Raw genomic sequence first — 16,487 nt, forward strand, 5'->3', positions numbered from 1 at the left:
CGAGTCCGTCCCACAGCCACCCCCCCCCCCCCCCCCCCCCCCCCCCCCCCCCCCCCCCCCCCCCCCCCCCCCCCCCCCCCCCCCCCCCCCCCCCCCCCCCCCCCCCCCCCCCGCCGGGGCAATGCGCCTGTGGGTGCGGGAAGTTGAGGAATGCGGCAAGGCCGCCCGCGCGGGGGATCAGGACAGCATGTTGATCCGGTACTGCATGATCCGGTAGTTCGTCAGGTCGTACCACTGGCTGACGACGATGTGGAAGTTGCCGAACGTCGAGCCGGGGATGACGAAGCCGCCGTACGGGCTGGCCACGAAGTTGGCGGTCTCCTGACCCGGGGCGCAGGGGAGGATCATGGCCTGTTCCAGGGTCCGGGTCAGGTCCGAGGTCGGGAGCGCGAAGACCATCGCCCTGATCGACAGTGGGTCCGTGTTCAACCAGGTGAGGACGTACTTGCCGTCCATGGCGCGGAAGCACAGCTCGCCCCACTTGCGGGTGCCGAAGACCGTCGTCGGGGCGGGGGCGTTCCACTGCCAGTTGCCGTCGGTGTAGCCCCAGGGCTCGTAGGCGTCCGGGTTGCCGAGACTCTCCTTCCGCACCCGGTGCAGCAGCATCCCCGACTCCACCTCACGGTTGAAGACCGTGGACAGCACGTAGCAGTAGCCGTCGTCGGCCACCGCGTACGTCTTCTGCTGGAACTGCCCGCCGTGCAGGTCGCCGGGCCACTGGCACAGGTACTCCCAGGTCTGCCCGTTGTCGGTGGAGCGCCAGAAGTCGGTGTGGTGGGTGTCGTAGATGACCCCGCGCATGAGGTGCATGTACATCACGCCGTCGACGACGAAGGCGTCGGAGGGGATCGCAGTCGTGTGCGCGGTGTCGCCGACCGGGGTGTGCGGCTCGTCGACGAGGCTGATGCCGTGGGCGCCCCGGACGACGCCGTCGATGCGCAGGTTGTCCAGGTCCGCGCTGCTGGAGCGCAGTCCGACGGGCGCGTTCCACTGCCCGGCGAAGACCTGGTCGCCGTCGAAGGTGTCGCCGCAGACGAAGAGCATGGTGCCGTCCGGGCATCGGACCGGGATGCCGAGGTCGGTCCACGCTGCGCCGAGCGCCCCGGTCTCGGCCGGGCCGCTGAGGTTCTTGAACTTGGTCGCGATCGTCGGACTGGCCGGGTCGTACGGGCCGTTGGCGAGCGCGGCGGGAGCACCGGAGCCGATGGCCCCGGCCCCCACGGCGACACCGATGCCGATCCTGAGCAGTTGGCGGCGGGAGGGCCCGCCGGTCGTCTCGTCGTTTCCGCCCGCTGAGCGTGTCATGGTGTCGGTGGCCTTCCGGATCGACGGATACGGATCCCGCACACCTTCGCCCGGATCGCGCACCCGAGCGGCGACGGGGCGCCATCGAGGCTATGGCGACGCATTGCTGTCCGGTCGGTGGGTGGACGGACCTTCACCCGAATTGGGTAGGGCCTGCGGAGGCCGGTGATGCGGGGTAGTCCGGGCACTGGTCGACCCAGCGGAGGTTCACGGACGAAGTCCTCCAGCGCGGCGAGTGCCGCGAGCGCGGCAGGTCCCTAGCGCGGGGCCGCCGCCACCGACGTACCGGTTCGGCCGGCCCGGAGCAGGGCGGGCAGTCCGGCGGTGTCGACGAGGTGGGCGCGGGAGGGGAGGACCCGTCGGAGCAGGGTGTCGTGGAGGTCGGGGTCCGGGTCGGCGACGCCGTCCGAGAGGACGTGCAGGCGGTAGTCGCGGTCGGCCGCATCGAGGACGGTGGACAGGACCGCGCCGCCGGTGCTGAGGCCCGCGACGACCAGGGTGGTGATGCCGCGCCCACGCAACTGCCGGTCGAGGTCGGTGGTGGACAGGGCGCCGTGGCGGGTCTTGCGTACCACGAGGTCGCCGTCGCGGGGGGTCAGGCGCTCGTGGACGGCGGTGGCCCGGTCCTGGTGGTGCAGGGCGCGGTGCCGCGCCAGCGCGGCGAAGGTCGCGTTGGCGACCGGGACGGCCGCCCAGTCGGCCTCGGTGAAGCCGAGGCGCACCGAGGCGATGGTGCCGCCCGCCGCCCGGACGTCGGCGACGGCCCGCTCCAGGCGGGCGAGCAGGGCCTCGCGGGCCCCGGTGTCGGGCAGGGCGGCCAGGACCGCGGGTTGGCAGTCCAGGACGAGAAGGGCGGTGCTCATGGGGGTGGACTCCAGGCGGGGGCTGCGGTCGGACGGGCCTACGGCCGGACGGGGCTACGGTTTCCGGCGGCTTCAGGAGCGGCTGGGGGACGGCTCCGGCTCCTGCGGCGAGGGCTGCCGGTCGCCTCGCGGGAGCAGCAGCGGGGTGGCCAGGATGAGCAGGCCCGCGACGGCGAGGGCGGCGCGTGGGCCGGTGGCGTCGGCGAGCAGGCCGCCGAGCGCGGTGCAGACGGCGATGGCGGCCTGCTGGCCGATGGACCAGGCGGACAGGGTGCGGGCGAGGAGGTGCTTGGGCGTGCGTTCGAGCCGGTGGGTGGCGAGCACCGGGGTGTAGAGGCTCATGTTGATGATGATGGCGAGTTCGACGGCCATCACGGTGACCAGGCCGACGATGCCGGGGCGGACGAGGACCAGGCCGATCAGCCAGACGGAGCGCAGGGTGCCGACGGTCCGGAAGACCCGGCGGCGGCCGTAGCGGGTCACGACGCGCTGGGCGAGCCGGGAGCCGATGAGTCCGCCGAGACAGGGGGCGGCGAAAGCGAGGCCGTACTGCCAGGGCGGGAAGTGGAGTTGGCGCAGCATGAGGACGGCCAGCAGCGGTTCGGTGGCCATGATCAGCCCGGAGACGAGCAGGTTGTTGAGGTAGAGCGCTCGCAGGTCGGGGTCGCCGAGGATGTGCCGCCAGCCGTCGAGGACCGAGCCGGCCCGCCCCGGGTTCCGTCCGGCGGGCTGCGGGGCCTCCTCCCGGCCGCGGATGGCGCCGATGCCGAGGGCGGAGAGCAGGTAGCTGAGCCCGTCGGCGATCACGGTGGTGACCGGCCCGAACAGGCCGATGGCGGCTCCGCCCAGGGGCGGTCCGATCGCGATGGAGCTCCAGTTCGTGGATTCGAAGCGGGAGTTGGCCACCAGGAGGTCCTCGGGCCGGACCAGGGCCTTGAGGTGGGCGCCGGCGGCCGCGTTGAACGCGATCTTGGCCGCGGCGACGACGGCCGAGACCGCCAGCAGTTGGGCGAAGCCGAGGAGTCCGAGGGCGTAGGCGGCCGGGATCGTCGCCATGGCCGCGAACCGGACCAGGTCCATGGCGATCATCACCGGGCGTTTGCGCCGGAACTCCACCCAGGGCGCGAGCGGCAGCGCGATCAGCGCCCCCACGGCGGGGCCCACGGCGGACAGTGCGGACACCTGGGCGGGCCCGGCGTGCAGCACCAGTACGGCCAGCAGTGGCAGGGCGCCGAACCCCAGTCCGGACCCGTACGCACTGACCGCGTAGGCCGCCCACAGCCAGCCGAACCCCGGGCCGAGCCGTCTCCTGCCGAACCTGCCCGCCGCACCTGCCGTGCCCGCCGCGCCTGCCGTGCCCGTTGCGCCTGCCGCACCCGCTGCGCCCGCCGCACCTGCCGCGTCCCCCGTGCCCACCATGTCCGGCGCACTCCCTCGACATTCCGTTCGAACAAACCGACGTTGACCGGGGAGAGCTAACCGAGCGCCACAATCGCAGGTCAAACAACCGACCCACCCGCCGGGTACAACCGTCCGTTGTTCTCTAAGGTGGGCCGACGTGGACCTCGAAGCCGTACGCACCTTCGCCGCCGCCGCCGAGGCCGGCCAGTTCCAGAAGGCCGCCGTCGACCTGGCGGTCACCCAGCAGGCCGTCTCCAAACGCATCGCCGCCCTGGAGCGCGACCTCGGGGTGCGCCTGTTCACCCGCACCCCGCGCGGCGCCGAACTCACCATCGACGGACAGGCGTTCCTGCCCCACGCGCGCGAACTGCTGCGCGCCGCCGAGCGGGCCGTCGCCTCGGTGCGGACGGGCCGGCGGCCGCTGCGGGTCGACATCATCGCCTCGCGCGGCGCCGGGTCGGGTCTGATGCGCGACTTCCACCGGGCGCACCCCGGGATCGAGTTGGACGTGGTGATGCTGTTCGACGTGGCGGCGGCCGTCGCCGCGATCCGCTCGGGGGCGATCGACGCGTCCTTCCGCGCCGTCGCCGCGCCCGGGCGGCCCTTCCCGGAGGACATCGAGTCCGTCCGGGTGCTCGACGAGCCGTTGCAGTTGCTCACCGGTCCGGCGCACGCGCTGGCGGGCGCCCGCTCGGTGACCGTCGCCCAGCTGGTCGGCCACCGGATCTGGATGCCAGGCATCGCCCCCGGCACCGAGTGGGCCGCCTACTACGACGACCTGGTCGCCGAGTTCGGCCTCACCATCGAGGCGACCGGCCCCAACTTCGGCTCCGATGCGCTGCTGGACACCGTCGCCGACACCCCGGCCCTGGCCACCTTCATGAGCGAGCGCACCCGGCTGGTCTGGCCGGCCGGCCACGGTCTGCGCCGCATCCCGGTGACCGACCCGACGCCGGTCTACCCGCACTCGCTGCTGTGGCACCGGGACAACCCCAACCCGGCGTTGGCCACCCTCCGGGCCCACCTCGCCGCCACGTCGCCCGCCCGCGACGCCCCCGGGACCTGGCGGCCGGACTGGGTGCTGCCGAACTGACCACCTCGGGGAACGCCGGGGGCGTCTGGGACGGGCGTCGGGGCCGGGCGTCGGGGACGGGCGACGGCCCGGTCAGGCCTCCTCGCGCCAGCCCTCGTAGGAGGCCGCGAGGGTGTCGAGGGCGTGCAGGAGGGCGGGGGTCCAGCCGTCGGACGGGGGGTCGAGGACGACGAGCCACTGGGCGTCCTCGGCGTCGTCCTCGCCGGCCAGCGCGTCGCGGACGATCTCCAGCTCGCCGAGGTCGGGGTGGGCGGCGGAGAGTTCCTCGGCGGCCTCGTCGGCGGTGTCGCGGTCGGGCAGGACGAGCAGCTGGCGGACGAACGGGTCGTCGACGTCCGGCAGGTCGGGGGCGTGGTTCTCGGTCACCGGACCATTCTCCAGGTCGGGCCGCGCACCCCCGCAGGGCGGTCGGCCTTCGCCGAGCCCTGGCCCCGGACCCCCGTCCCCCTGGCCCGGCCCCTGGCCCCACCCCCCGCCCGTACGAGCCCCGGCCGTACGGCCGGGAGTGTCCGCCGCGCGTGGGATGCTGGTAGGCGATGGCCAGGAAGAGTGCACCCGACGACCTGCTCGCCCCGCTGACCCTCGCGGTCGGCCAGGAGGAGCTGCTGCTGGACCGTGCGGTCGCCCAGGTGGTGGCCGCGGCCAGGGCGGCTGACCCGGACACCGACGTGCGGGACCTCCCGCCCGGCGGGCTGCAGCCGGGCAGTCTGGCCGAGCTGACCACGCCCTCGCTGTTCGCCGAGCGCAAGGTGATCGTGGTGCGGGCCGCGCAGGACCTCTCCGCCGAGTCGGTGAAGGAGGTCAAGGCGTACATCGAGGCCCCGGCCGAGGAAGTGATCATGGTCCTGGTGCACGCCGGCGGGGCCAAGGGCAAGGGCCTGCTGGACGCCGGGCGCAAGGCGGGCGGGCGCGAGGTGGCCTGCGCCAAGCTGGCCAAGGCGGGCGAGCGGCTGGCCTTCGTCAAGGGCGAGTTCCGTACGCTGGGCCGCTCCGCGACCCAGGAGGCCTGCCAGGCGCTGCTGGACGCGCTCGGCAGCGACCTGCGCGAGCTCGCCGCCGCGTGCAGCCAGTTGACCTCGGACGTCGAGGGCACGATCGACGAGACGGTGGTGGCCCGCTACTACAGCGGACGGGCCGAGGCGACCGGGTTCGAGGTGGCCGACCTGGCGGTCACCGGCCGGGCGGCCGAGGCGCTGGAGCGGCTGCGCTGGGCGCTGGCCGTCGGCCAGCCGCCGACCGGCATCACCTACGCGCTGGCCTCCGGCGTGCGCAGCATCGGTCGGCTGGCGACGACCGGGCGGAACATGCGTCCGGCCGATCTGGCCCGCGAGTTGGGCATGCCGCCGTGGAAGGTGGACCGGGTCCGCCAGCAGATGCGCGGGTGGACGGGCGATGCGGTGGCCACGGCGCTCACCGCGATCGCCCAGGCCGACGCGGCGGTCAAGGGCGGCTCGGCCGACCCGGCCTTCGCCCTGGAGCGGGCGGTGGTGGCCGTCGCCAAGGCCGCCCGGGCCGGCTCCCGCCCCGCGTACTGACCTCGGCGGCGAGACGGCGAGACGGCGAGACGGCGAGACGGCGAGACGGCGAGGCGGCGGGGGCGGCGAGGCGGCGGGGGCGGCGGACGGCTACTTGCGCATGGCCCGTACGGCGTTGTCGGCGTCGGTCTGCAGGTCGTTGCGGAGCTCGGTCATGGACGGCGGGTTGGACTTCCCCTGGGTGTAACTGGCGTTGTAGCTGATGTAGTAGGTCATCCCGCCGTCGCGGATCTGCACCTCGGCGAACAGGCTGTGGTACGAGCCCGTGCCGCCGTCGTCCTTGTAGATGAAGTACGCGTCCTCGCCGATCCCCTGGATGTCGGTGATCTGGTAGCCCCGGGCCCGGTAGAGCTCCTTGCCGGACGCCTGCTCGGGCGCCGGGTTGACGGCCTTGTGCAGGTCGGCGCGGATGTACACGCTGGCGTACTCGCTGTCGCTGCCGCCGCCGGTCCGCTTGAGCGACATGGAGCAGTTCATGCTGTCCAGGGCGGCGGTCCGGTCGGTGTGGTGGGACGGCGAACTGCTGTCCGTGGTGACGGTGTAGCTCTCCAGCAGCCGGGAGGGCTTCGCGGTGGCGCAGAAGTCGTCGGAGAGGTGGTAGTTGCCGAGGCTGCGCGGTGAGGAGTCGTTGCTGACCAGGTCCGGGACGACCGCCACGGCGGCGGCCCAGCCGGCCGAGGCGAGGACCGCGCCGACGAAGGCCCAGACGGCGTTGCGGCGCAGCCCGCCGCTCTTGGGCGGCGCGGCGGGCAGCCCGGGCGCGGTCGGCAGCCCGGGCGGCGGCCCGAAGGCGCCGGCCCCCGGCCCACCAGGCCCACCCGGCCCACCCGTGCCCGGTACGGGCGCCGCGGCCGCCTGCTGCGGAAAGCCGTAGCCGGGCCCGTTCGGGCCGGCACCCTGGCCCGGCGACGGCGACGGCGGTGGCGGTGGCGTCGTCATGGAAGTTCCCCCCTCGGGACTGGCGCCGTGGGTGCTCCCCGCACCCCCGGTCGCGCCTGACCGACCCTAGTGGCCGGGACGCGGAACGCGACAGGCGCCGCAGTCGGCCTCGGGGAGAGGCTGACTGCGGCGCCTGCCGTACAGCTCGTGTGCACCGCACCCGCGTGGCGAACGCAGGCCGCGTGCGGTGCGAGTCTCGCACGCCTCGGGGTTCCGGGTAGAGGGCCGGGTCGCCCTGAGGCGGTGGGGGCCGGAGCCCCCGGGGGCGTCAGGCCTGGGCGGCGGTGTTGACGCGCTTGGTGATGGCCGACTTCTTGTTGGCGGCCTGGTTGGCGTGGATGACGCCCTTGCTCACGGCCTTGTCGAGCGCCTTGGAGGCGGCACGGGCCAGCACGGTGGCCTTCTCGGTTTCACCGGCGGCAGCGGCCTCGCGGGCCTTGCGCAGAGCGGTCTTCAGCGAGGACTTGACGGCCTTGTTGCGCAGGCGCGCCTTCTCGTTGGTCTTGTTGCGCTTGATCTGGGACTTGATGTTCGCCACGAAGGAGCCTCAGTCTTGTGAATGGTTACTGGGGGTCCCCCCCGGCCCGGAGGCTGGGGGAGGGTTGCACCCTGCGGCCGTCGGACCAGCTGAGAGGGCATGCCGAGGCCAGGTGCAGCTGACCACGCTACCAGGGGCCCGCCGCCCGCCCCAAACCGGCGGTCGGCCCGCAGCTGCCCCGGGGCAGCGGGTCGGCGGGCCCGCGGGCGGGTCAGGCGCTCAGCACCGGCTCCCCGTAGTGCTCGACCTCCGGGAACGGCCGGTAGAAGTGGTGCAGCAGCTCCCGCCACCGCGCGTACTCGGCCGAGCCGCGGAAGCCCTCGGTGTGGTCGGCGAGGGTCTCCCACTCCACCTGCAGCAGGAAGCGCGAGCCGCGCCCCTCGTCCAGGCAGCGGCGCAGCTCCAGGGAGCGGAAGCCGCGTTGGACGGCGATCAGCGGGCGGGCCTCGGCGAAGGCGGCGAGGAACTCGTCCTCCCGGCCGGGCAGGACGTCGAGCAGGGCGCTTTCCAGGATCATGAACGGCCATCCTGCCGCCTCACGAGCGTGCGGCGGAAGGCTGTGAGGTGCCCGAACGGCGTCCCGGCCCGTAGTCGTGGGAGGATGGGAGGAACTATTTCGATCGGACGAGACCGTCCGGTCCCCGGGATAGCCGGTCAGCGATGATCCGGACACCCCCGGCCCCGGACCAACGGAGAATCGGACCAAGGTGCCCGCGACCCCCAGCAATGTGCCAGAGCCCAGCCGTACCGACCCGGCGCTGATCCGCAACTTCTGCATCATCGCCCACATCGACCACGGCAAGTCGACGCTCGCAGACCGGATGCTGCAGATCACCGGCGTCGTCGACCCCCGGCAGATGCGCGCCCAGTACCTCGACCGCATGGACATCGAGCGCGAGCGCGGCATCACCATCAAGTCGCAGGCGGTCCGCCTCCCGTGGGCCCCGAAGACCGGGCCGGACGCCGGGACGACCCACATCCTCAACATGATCGACACCCCCGGCCACGTGGACTTCACGTACGAGGTGTCCCGCTCCCTCGCGGCCTGCGAGGGCACCATCCTGGTGGTCGACGCGGCCCAGGGCATCGAGGCGCAGACCCTCGCCAACCTGTACCTGGCGCTGGAGAACGACCTCACGATCGTCCCGGTCCTCAACAAGATCGACCTGCCGGCCGCCCAGCCGGAGAAGTACGCCGCCGAGATCGCCCACATCATCGGCTGCGACCCCTCCGACGTGCTCCAGGTCAGCGCCAAGACCGGTCTCGGCGTCGAGGACCTGCTGGACCACATCGTCAACACCATCCCGGCCCCGGTCGGCGTCAAGGACGCCCCGGCCCGCGCGATGATCTTCGACTCGGTGTACGACTCCTACCGCGGCGTGGTCACCTACGTCCGTGTCGTGGACGGCCAGCTCACCAAGCGCGAGCGCATCCAGATGATGTCCACCGGCGCCACCCACGAGCTGCTGGAGATCGGCGTCATCTCGCCCGAGCCGAAGGTCGCCGACGGCCTCGGCGTCGGCGAGGTGGGCTACATCATCACCGGTGTGAAGGACGTCCGGCAGTCCAAGGTCGGTGACACGATCACCTCGATGCACAAGGGCGCCACCGAGCCGCTCGGCGGCTACAAGGACCCGCGCCCGATGGTGTTCTCCGGCCTGTACCCGCTGGACGGCTCGGACTACCCGCTGCTGCGCGACGCGCTGGACAAGCTGCGCCTCAACGACGCCGCCCTGGTGTACGAGCCGGAGACCTCGGTCGCGCTCGGCTTCGGCTACCGCTGCGGCTTCCTCGGCCTGCTGCACCTGGAGATCATCCGGGAGCGCCTGGAGCGCGAGTTCAACCTCGACCTGATCTCCACCGCCCCGAACGTGGTCTACCGGGTGGTGATGGAGGACGGCAGCGAGCACACCGTCACGAACCCGAGCGAGTTCCCGACCGGCAAGATCTCCGAGGTCTTCGAGCCGGTCGTGCGCGGCACCATCCTGGCGCCGAACGAGTTCGTCGGCGCGATCATGGAGCTCTGCCAGTCCCGCCGCGGCAGCCTCCAGGGCATGGACTACCTCTCCGAGGACCGGGTCGAGCTGCGCTACACCCTGCCGCTCGCGGAGATCGTCTTCGACTTCTTCGACCAGTTGAAGTCCAAGACCCGCGGCTACGCCTCGCTCGACTACGAGCCCATCGGCGAGCAGGCCGCCCAGCTGGTGAAGGTCGACATCCTGCTGCACGGCGACGCGGTGGACGCGTTCTCCGCGATCGTGCACAAGGACAAGGCCTACGGCTACGGCGTGATGATGGCCGGCAAGCTGCAGAAGCTCATCCCCCGCCAGCAGTTCGAGGTGCCGATCCAGGCCGCCATCGGCTCCCGGGTGATCGCCCGGGAGACGGTCCGCGCGATCCGCAAGGACGTCCTCGCCAAGTGCTACGGCGGTGACATCTCCCGCAAGCGGAAGCTGCTGGAGAAGCAGAAGGAAGGCAAGAAGCGGATGAAGATGGTCGGCAGTGTGGAGGTCCCGCAGGAGGCCTTCATCGCCGCGCTGTCCACCGACGCCGAGACGCCGAAGGACAAGAAGTAGGCGTAGCGGGAAGCGGTACCAGGAGGGCCCGGGCAGCAGCCCGGGCCCTCCGGCGTTTCCAGGAGGCCCTCGCCGTCGGCTGCTCGAGCCCACGGGCGGGGTGGGCGCCGACGTGCGCGGAGCCGGGACGGAGGGTTCCGTCCCGGCTCCGCGGGTGGCGACGGGTCAGTCCACCTCGGCCACGGCCTCCGCGAACTGGGCCTGGTAGAGCCGGGCGTAGGCGCCGTCGGCGGCGATCAGCTCGTCGTGCGAGCCCTGCTCCACGATGGAGCCGTTCTCCATCACCAGGATCACGTCGGCGTCCCGGATGGTGGAGAGCCGGTGGGCGATGACGAAGCTGGTGCGGCCGGTGCGCAGCCGGGCCATGGCCCGCTGGATGAGCACCTCGGTGCGGGTGTCGACGGAGCTGGTGGCCTCGTCGAGGACCAGGATGGACGGCTGGGCGAGGAAGGCCCGGGCGATGGTGATCAGCTGCTTCTCGCCCGCGCTGACGCCGGTGCCCTCGTCGTCGATGACGGTGTCGTAGCCGTCCGGGAGGGTGCGGACGAAGCGGTCGACGTGGGCGGCCCTGGCGGCCTCGACGACCTGTTCGCGGGTGGCGGAGCCGGCGCCGTAGGCGATGTTGTCGGCGATGGTGCCGCCGAACAGCCAGGTGTCCTGGAGGACCATGCCGATGCCGGAGCGCAGGTCCTCGCGGGACATCGCGGCGATGTCGACGCCGTCGAGGGTGATGCGTCCGGAGCTGACCTCGTAGAACCGCATCAGCAGGTTGACCAGGGTGGTCTTGCCGGCGCCGGTGGGGCCGACGATGGCGACGGTCTGGCCGGGTTCGACCTTGAGCGAGAGGTCGTCGATGAGCGGCTTGTCGGGGTCGTAGCGGAAGGACACGTCCTGGAAGGCGACCCGGCCGTGGACGGTGTCGGGCTTCTCGGGCATGGCCGGTTCGGGGCTCTGCTCGGGGGCGTCGAGCAGTTCGAAGACGCGCTCGGCGGAGGCGACCCCGGACTGCACCAGGTTGGCCATGCTGGCGACCTGGGTGAGCGGCTGGCTGAACTGCCGGGAGTACTGGATGAAGGCCTGGACGTCGCCGATGGACAGCGCGCCGCTGGCCACCCGCAGGCCGCCGACCACGGCGACCAGCACGTACTGCAGGTTGCCGATCAGCATCATCGCGGGCTGGATGATCCCGGAGATGAACTGGGCGCGGAAGCTGGCGTGGAACAGCGCGTCGTTGTGCTCGCGGAAGGTCTCGGCGGACTCGCGGTGCCGGCCGAACGCCTTGACCAGGTTGTGGCCGGTGTACATCTCCTCGATGTGGGCGTTGAGTTGGCCGGTGGACTTCCACTGCTGGACGAACTGCGGCTGGGCCCGCTTGCCGACCTTGGCGGCGACGACCACCGAGAGCGGTACGGAGACCAGGGCGATCGCGGCGAGGACGGGGGAGATCCAGAACATCATCGCGAGCACACCGACCACGGTGAGCAGCGAGTTGACGATCTGCCCCATGGTCTGCTGCATCGACTGGCCGATGTTGTCGATGTCGTTGGTGACCCGGCTGAGCACCTCGCCGCGCGGCTGCTTGTCGAAGTAGCTGAGCGGCAGCCGGGCGAGCTTGGCCTCGACGTCCTGGCGCAGCCGGTAGCTGGCGGACTGGATCGCCCGGGTGGCCAGCCGGCCCTGGACGATGCCGAAGAGGGCGGAGGCGACGTAGATGCCGAGCACCCAGAGCAGGACGGAACCGATGGCGCCGAAGTCCATGCCCTGGCCGGGGGTGAAGTCCACGGCGGAGAGCAGGTCGGCGATGCCGCCGTCGCCGTGGGCGCGCAGTCCGGCGATGACCTCGGCCTTGGAGGTGCCGGCCGGGAAGCGGGCGCCGATGACGCCGGCGAAGATCAGGTCGGTGGCGTCGCCGAGGATCTTCGGGCCGGTGACGGCGCAGCCGATGCCGAGCACGCCGAGCAGCAGGACGCCGATCAGGATGGTGCGTTCGGGGCGCAGCAGGCCGAGCACGCGTTTGCCGGAGCCCTTGAAGTCCATGGACTTCTCGGTGCCCTGGCCGCCCATGAAGCGGCCCGGTCCGGCCGGTCCGCGGCGGGCGGCGGCGGCCTGGGAGTCGCTGGGGAGCCGGTCGTCGGGCTGTCCGGCGCCCGGTCCGGCGGGGGTCCCGGCCGGCTGCCCGGCCGGCTTTCCGGCGGGCTTTCCTGGGCTGGTCACGCCGCCTCCTGCTCGGTGAGCTGGGAGAGCACGATCTCCCGGTACGTCGGGTTGTCGGCCATCAGTTCGTGGTGGGTGCCGCTGCCGACGACGGCGCCCTCGTCGAGGACGATGATCCGGTCGGCGTCGCGGATGGTGGAGACGCGCTGGGCGACGATCAGGACGGTGGCGTTCGAGGTCTCGCGGGCGAGGGCCTTGCGCAGCCTGGCGTCGGTGGCGTAGTCGAGCGCGGAGAAGGAGTCGTCGAAGAGGTAGACGTCGGGCCGCCGGACGAGTGCCCGGGCGATGGCCAGGCGCTGGCGCTGGCCGCCGGAGACGTTGCTGCCGCCCTGGGCGATGGGGGCGTCCAGGCCTTCGGGCAGCTTCTCGACGAAGTCCTTGGCCTGGGCGATCTCCAGGGCGTGCCAGAGCTCCTCGTCGGTGGCGTCGGGACGGCCGTAGCGGAGGTTGCTGGCGACGGTGCCGGAGAAGAGGTAGGGCTTCTGCGGGACGATGCCGACGCTGTCGGCGATCGTGTCGGCGGAGAGTTCGCGCACGTCGGTGCCGTCGAGCAGGACCTGTCCGGAGGTGGCGTCGAAGAGCCGGGGGACGAGGCCGAGCAGGGTGGACTTGCCGGCGCCGGTGGAGCCGATGATGGCGGTGGTCTCGCCGGGGCGGGCGGTGAGGTCGATGCCGCGCAGCACCGGGGCCTCGGCGCCGGGGTAGCGGAAGGCGACGTCGCGCAGTTCCAGGTGCCCGCGGCGCAGCAGCTCGGTGACCGGGGCGGCGGGCGGGACGACGCTGGAGGCGGTGGAGAGGACCTCCTGGACGCGTTCGGCGCAGACCTCGGCGCGCGGCACCATCATGAACATGAAGGTGGCCATCATGACGCTCATCAGGATCTGCATCAGGTAGGAGAGGAAGGCGGTGAGCCCGCCGATCTCCATGCCGCCGCTGTCGATGCGGTGGGCGCCGAACCAGAGCACCGCGACGCTGGAGACGTTGACGACCAGCATCACGGCGGGGAACATCACGGACATCAGCCGGCCGACCTGCCGGGCGACCTGGGTGAGGTCCTCGTTGGCGTCGGCGAAGCGCTGCTGCTCGTGGCCGTCCTTGACGAAGGCGCGGATGACCCGGATGCCGGTGATCTGCTCGCGCAGCACCCGGTTCACGGTGTCGATCTTCACCTGCATGCTGCGGAACTTCGGCCGCAGGGCGCGCACCAGCAGGACGACGACGACGCCGAGCGCGGGGATGACGGCGAGCAGCAGGCCGGACAGCGGGACGTCCTGGTTGAGCGCCATGATGATGCCGCCGACGCACATGATCGGTGCGGCGACCATCAGGGTGAAGCTCATCAGGGCCAGCATCTGGACCTGCTGGACGTCGTTGGTGGTGCGGGTGATCAGCGACGGGGCGCCGAACTGGCCGACCTCGCGGGCGGAGAAGCTCTGCACCCGGTCGAAGACGGCGGCCCGCAGGTCGCGGCCGAAGGCCATCGCGGTGCGGGCGCCGTAGTAGACGGCGCCGATGGAGCAGAGCGCCTGGAGCAGGGTGACGCCGATCATCACGGCGCCCAGGCGCAGGATGTAGCCGGTGTCGCCCTTGACCACGCCCTTGTCGATGATGTCGGCGTTGAGTGTGGGCAGGTAGAGCGCCGCGAGGGTGGACACCAGCTGGAGGGCCACCAGCAGGGTGATCGGTCGGGAGTATGGGCGCAGGTACGCCCGGAGCAGTCTGATCAGCACTGGCACACTCTTGTCGTCGCCGGTTGGGTTCGCACCCCAATTCTCGTCGTTCTGTAGCGTCGTACAGACGATTCGGGGGCCGTCCGGCGGAGGTTTGCCGGGCCTTTGCCTTCGGGGCCCGGTTCGCGCCCCCGGTGGGACCGGCACCGGCGCGTCGGGGGCGTGCCAGCTGGGGCCGCCCCCTTACGGAATGACCGGTTTCCCCCTAGGCTGCTGACTACGCCCTTGTTACTGACCGGTACCGACCACGTTAACCGGGGCCCGGCGGCCGCCCCCACGGACGCCGCGACAATCCCTCAGACGGCCACCCGCCCCCGGAGGTCCTCGTTGAGTTCCGCGCAGTCCCTGATCGACTCCGGCAGTGCCGACATCGTCGCCGGGCGTCCCGCCTCCGTCGCCCACCTGTTCCTTGAGCGGGTCGCCCTGACCCCGAACGCCGAGGCCTACCGCTACCCGGCCTCGGTCGACGAGCACGCCGCGGACGGCGCGCCGGGCGCCGAGCAGTGGCGCTCGCTCACCTGGGCGCAGACCGCGGTCCGGGTCAAGGCGGTGGCCGCCGGCCTGATGGCGCTCGGCATCCAGTCGGAGGACCGGGTCGCGCTGGCCTCCTCCACCCGGGTCGAGTGGATCCTCGCCGACCTGGGCGCCATGTGCGCGGGCGCCGCCATCACCACCGTCTACCCGAGCACCAACGCCGACGAGACGGCCTTCATCCTCTCCAACTCCGGCTCCCGGGCCATGTTCGCCGAGAACGCCGACCAGCTGGCCAAGGCCGTCGAGCACATCGACGAGCTGCCCGAGCTGCGCACCGTGATCCTCTTCGACGCCCCCGCCGGGGAGTCGGGGCCGCAGGCGCTCCCGACGGCCGGGCTGGACCTGATCACCCTGGCCGAGCTGGAACGGCGCGGCGCCGAGTACCTGGAGCAGCACCCGGACGCGGTCGAGAAGGCCGTGGCCGGGCTCGACAAGGAGCAGCTGGCCACCCTCATCTACACCTCCGGCACCACCGGCCGCCCCAAGGGCGTGCGCCTGGTGCACGACTGCTGGGCCTACGAGGGCCGGGCCCAGGAGGCCAGCGGCCTGCTCGGCCCCGACGACGTGCAGTTCATGTGGCTGCCGCTGTCGCACGTCTTCGGCAAGACGCTGATCTCCGGCCAGATCGCCACCGGCCACGTGATGGCCGTGGACGGCCGGGTCGACCGGATCATCCACAACCTGCCGGTCATCCGGCCGACCACCATGGCCTCGGCGCCCCGCATCTTCGAGAAGGTCTACAACGGCATCGCCGGGCGGGCCCGGGCCGAGGGCGGCGCCAAGTACAAGATCTTCCTGTGGGCCGCCAAGGTCGCCCGCGAGTACGCCCGGGCGGTCCAGGAGAGCCGGGTCGCCACCGGCGTCGAGAGCGCCCCGCTGGGCCTGCGGCTGCAGCACGCGCTGGCCGACAAGCTGGTGTACGCGAAGATCCGGGCCGCCTTCGGCGGCCGGCTGCGCGGCGCGGTCTCCGGCAGCGCCGCCCTGGCCCCCGAGATCGGCTACTTCTTCCTCGGCGCCGGGGTGCCGATCCTGGAGGGCTACGGGCTGAGCGAGACCAGCGCCGGCTCCTGCGTCAACCGCAAGGAGGACGTCCGGATCGGCACGGTCGGCCGCCCGCTGCCCGGCACCGAGGTGCGGATCGCCGAGGACGGCGAGATCCTGCTGCGCGGCCCCGGCGTGATGCGCGGCTACCACAACCTGCCGGAGAAGACCGCCGAGGTGCTGGAGCCGGACGGCTGGTTCCACACCGAGGACATCGGCGAGCTCAGCCCCGACGGCTTCCTGCGGATCACCGACCGCAAGAAGGACCTGTTCAAGACCTCCGGCGGCAAGTACGTGGCGCCCAGCGAGGTCGAGGGCAAGTTCAAGGCGGTCTGCCCGTTCGTCAGCAACATCCTGGTGATCGGCAACGGCCGCAACTACTGCACCGCGCTGATCGGCCTGGACGAGGCGGTGCTGATGCCGTGGGCCGCCGAGCGCGGCCTGGCCGGCAAGAGCTACGCCGAGCTGACCGCCGACCCGGCCGTGCACCAGCTGATCGAGGGCTTCGTCAAGCGCGTCAACGCCGACCTCCAGCGCTGGCAGACGATCAAGAAGTTCCACCTGCTGCCGCGCGACCTCGACATCGAGCACGGCGAGCTCACCCCGAGCCTCAAGATCAAGCGCCCGGTGGTCGAGCGGACCTACGCCGACGCGGTGGCCGCCATGTACGCGGGCGCCAACGAGGCCTGAGCCACCCCCTCCCGTACGGCTCACGAGT

At 72.1% G+C, this 16,487-nt stretch carries 13 protein-coding genes; 4 read left to right on the plus strand and 9 right to left on the minus strand.

From position 1 onward, the window contains the following. Positions 1-177: 177 nt before the first annotated feature. From ACZ4W5_RS02990 to ACZ4W5_RS03000, 3 genes are all read right to left on the minus strand, one after another. Positions 178-1,305 (minus strand): DUF4185 domain-containing protein, encoded by a 1,128-nt coding sequence (locus tag ACZ4W5_RS02990; RefSeq protein WP_465652398.1) that lies wholly within the window; start codon positions 1,303-1,305, stop codon positions 178-180. Positions 1,306-1,562: 257 nt separating this feature from the next. Further along, positions 1,563-2,168: a cysteine hydrolase family protein gene (locus tag ACZ4W5_RS02995; protein WP_465652400.1), complete on the minus strand. Its 606-nt coding sequence runs from the start codon at positions 2,166-2,168 to the stop codon at positions 1,563-1,565. A gap of 72 nt (positions 2,169-2,240) precedes the next feature. After that, positions 2,241-3,449 (minus strand): MFS transporter, encoded by a 1,209-nt coding sequence (locus ACZ4W5_RS03000; protein WP_465652450.1) that lies wholly within the window; start codon positions 3,447-3,449, stop codon positions 2,241-2,243. Between the two features lie 277 nt (positions 3,450-3,726). Here ACZ4W5_RS03000 and ACZ4W5_RS03005 point away from each other — a divergent pair, with 277 nt between their 5' ends. Beyond that, a complete protein-coding gene (locus ACZ4W5_RS03005) occupies positions 3,727-4,662 on the plus strand; it encodes a LysR family transcriptional regulator (RefSeq protein ID WP_360228817.1) in 936 nt (311 codons plus the stop codon). A 72-nt stretch (positions 4,663-4,734) separates the two neighbouring features. Here the strand turns inward: ACZ4W5_RS03005 and ACZ4W5_RS03010 are convergent, their stop codons facing one another. Continuing rightward, on the minus strand, positions 4,735-5,028 hold the full coding sequence (locus ACZ4W5_RS03010) for a hypothetical protein (RefSeq protein WP_402483519.1): 294 nt from the start codon (positions 5,026-5,028) through the stop codon (positions 4,735-4,737). A gap of 170 nt (positions 5,029-5,198) precedes the next feature. Between ACZ4W5_RS03010 and holA the strand changes: the two genes are divergently transcribed. Continuing rightward, positions 5,199-6,197 carry a DNA polymerase III subunit delta gene (gene holA, locus ACZ4W5_RS03015; RefSeq protein ID WP_360228811.1) on the plus strand — a complete coding sequence of 333 codons (999 nt, stop codon included), beginning with the start codon at positions 5,199-5,201 and terminating at the stop codon, positions 6,195-6,197. Between the two features lie 90 nt (positions 6,198-6,287). Here the strand turns inward: holA and ACZ4W5_RS03020 are convergent, their stop codons facing one another. The 3 genes from ACZ4W5_RS03020 to ACZ4W5_RS03030 all read right to left on the minus strand — a co-directional run bounded on the left by ACZ4W5_RS03020 (position 6,288) and on the right by ACZ4W5_RS03030 (position 8,191). Then, on the minus strand, positions 6,288-7,136 hold the full coding sequence (locus tag ACZ4W5_RS03020) for a hypothetical protein (RefSeq protein ID WP_465652403.1): 849 nt from the start codon (positions 7,134-7,136) through the stop codon (positions 6,288-6,290). 268 nt (positions 7,137-7,404) lie between these two features. After that, the gene (rpsT, locus tag ACZ4W5_RS03025; RefSeq protein ID WP_063347533.1) at positions 7,405-7,674 is read right to left on the minus strand and encodes a 30S ribosomal protein S20; all 270 of its coding nucleotides are present in this window, start codon (positions 7,672-7,674) and stop codon (positions 7,405-7,407) included. A 211-nt stretch (positions 7,675-7,885) separates the two neighbouring features. Then, positions 7,886-8,191 (minus strand): antibiotic biosynthesis monooxygenase family protein, encoded by a 306-nt coding sequence (locus ACZ4W5_RS03030; RefSeq protein ID WP_360228805.1) that lies wholly within the window; start codon positions 8,189-8,191, stop codon positions 7,886-7,888. 190 nt (positions 8,192-8,381) lie between these two features. On the opposite strand from ACZ4W5_RS03030, the gene lepA reads away from it, so the two are divergent. Further along, positions 8,382-10,250, plus strand: a complete 1,869-nt coding sequence (lepA, locus tag ACZ4W5_RS03035; RefSeq protein WP_360228802.1) for a translation elongation factor 4 — start codon at positions 8,382-8,384, stop codon at positions 10,248-10,250. A gap of 165 nt (positions 10,251-10,415) precedes the next feature. Here the strand turns inward: lepA and ACZ4W5_RS03040 are convergent, their stop codons facing one another. Beyond that, complete coding sequence (locus tag ACZ4W5_RS03040) at positions 10,416-12,314, minus strand: ABC transporter ATP-binding protein (protein ID WP_360228982.1); 1,899 nt, start codon at positions 12,312-12,314, stop codon at positions 10,416-10,418. Positions 12,315-12,460: 146 nt separating this feature from the next. Beyond that, positions 12,461-14,194 (minus strand): ABC transporter ATP-binding protein, encoded by a 1,734-nt coding sequence (locus ACZ4W5_RS03045; RefSeq protein ID WP_360228799.1) that lies wholly within the window; start codon positions 14,192-14,194, stop codon positions 12,461-12,463. 327 nt (positions 14,195-14,521) lie between these two features. Here ACZ4W5_RS03045 and ACZ4W5_RS03050 point away from each other — a divergent pair, with 327 nt between their 5' ends. Beyond that, a complete protein-coding gene (locus ACZ4W5_RS03050) occupies positions 14,522-16,459 on the plus strand; it encodes an AMP-dependent synthetase/ligase (RefSeq protein ID WP_465652407.1) in 1,938 nt (645 codons plus the stop codon). The last annotated feature ends 28 nt before the right edge of the window (positions 16,460-16,487 follow it).

The organism is Kitasatospora sp. NPDC029367 (genome assembly GCF_055569135.1).

Bases quoted from the DNA above. Each gene is read 5' to 3' on its own strand.
- ACZ4W5_RS03020 (WP_465652403.1), bottom strand. From the start codon at position 7,136: ATGACGACGCCACCGCCACCGCCGTCGCCGTCGCCGGGCCAGGGTGCC.
- ACZ4W5_RS03030 (WP_360228805.1), bottom strand. From the start codon at position 8,191: ATGATCCTGGAAAGCGCCCTGCTCGACGTCCTGCCCGGCCGGGAGGAC.
- holA (WP_360228811.1), top strand. From the start codon at position 5,199: ATGGCCAGGAAGAGTGCACCCGACGACCTGCTCGCCCCGCTGACCCTC.
- ACZ4W5_RS02990 (WP_465652398.1), bottom strand. From the start codon at position 1,305: ATGACACGCTCAGCGGGCGGAAACGACGAGACGACCGGCGGGCCCTCC.
- ACZ4W5_RS03040 (WP_360228982.1), bottom strand. From the start codon at position 12,314: ATGGGCGGCCAGGGCACCGAGAAGTCCATGGACTTCAAGGGCTCCGGC.
- ACZ4W5_RS02995 (WP_465652400.1), bottom strand. From the start codon at position 2,168: ATGAGCACCGCCCTTCTCGTCCTGGACTGCCAACCCGCGGTCCTGGCC.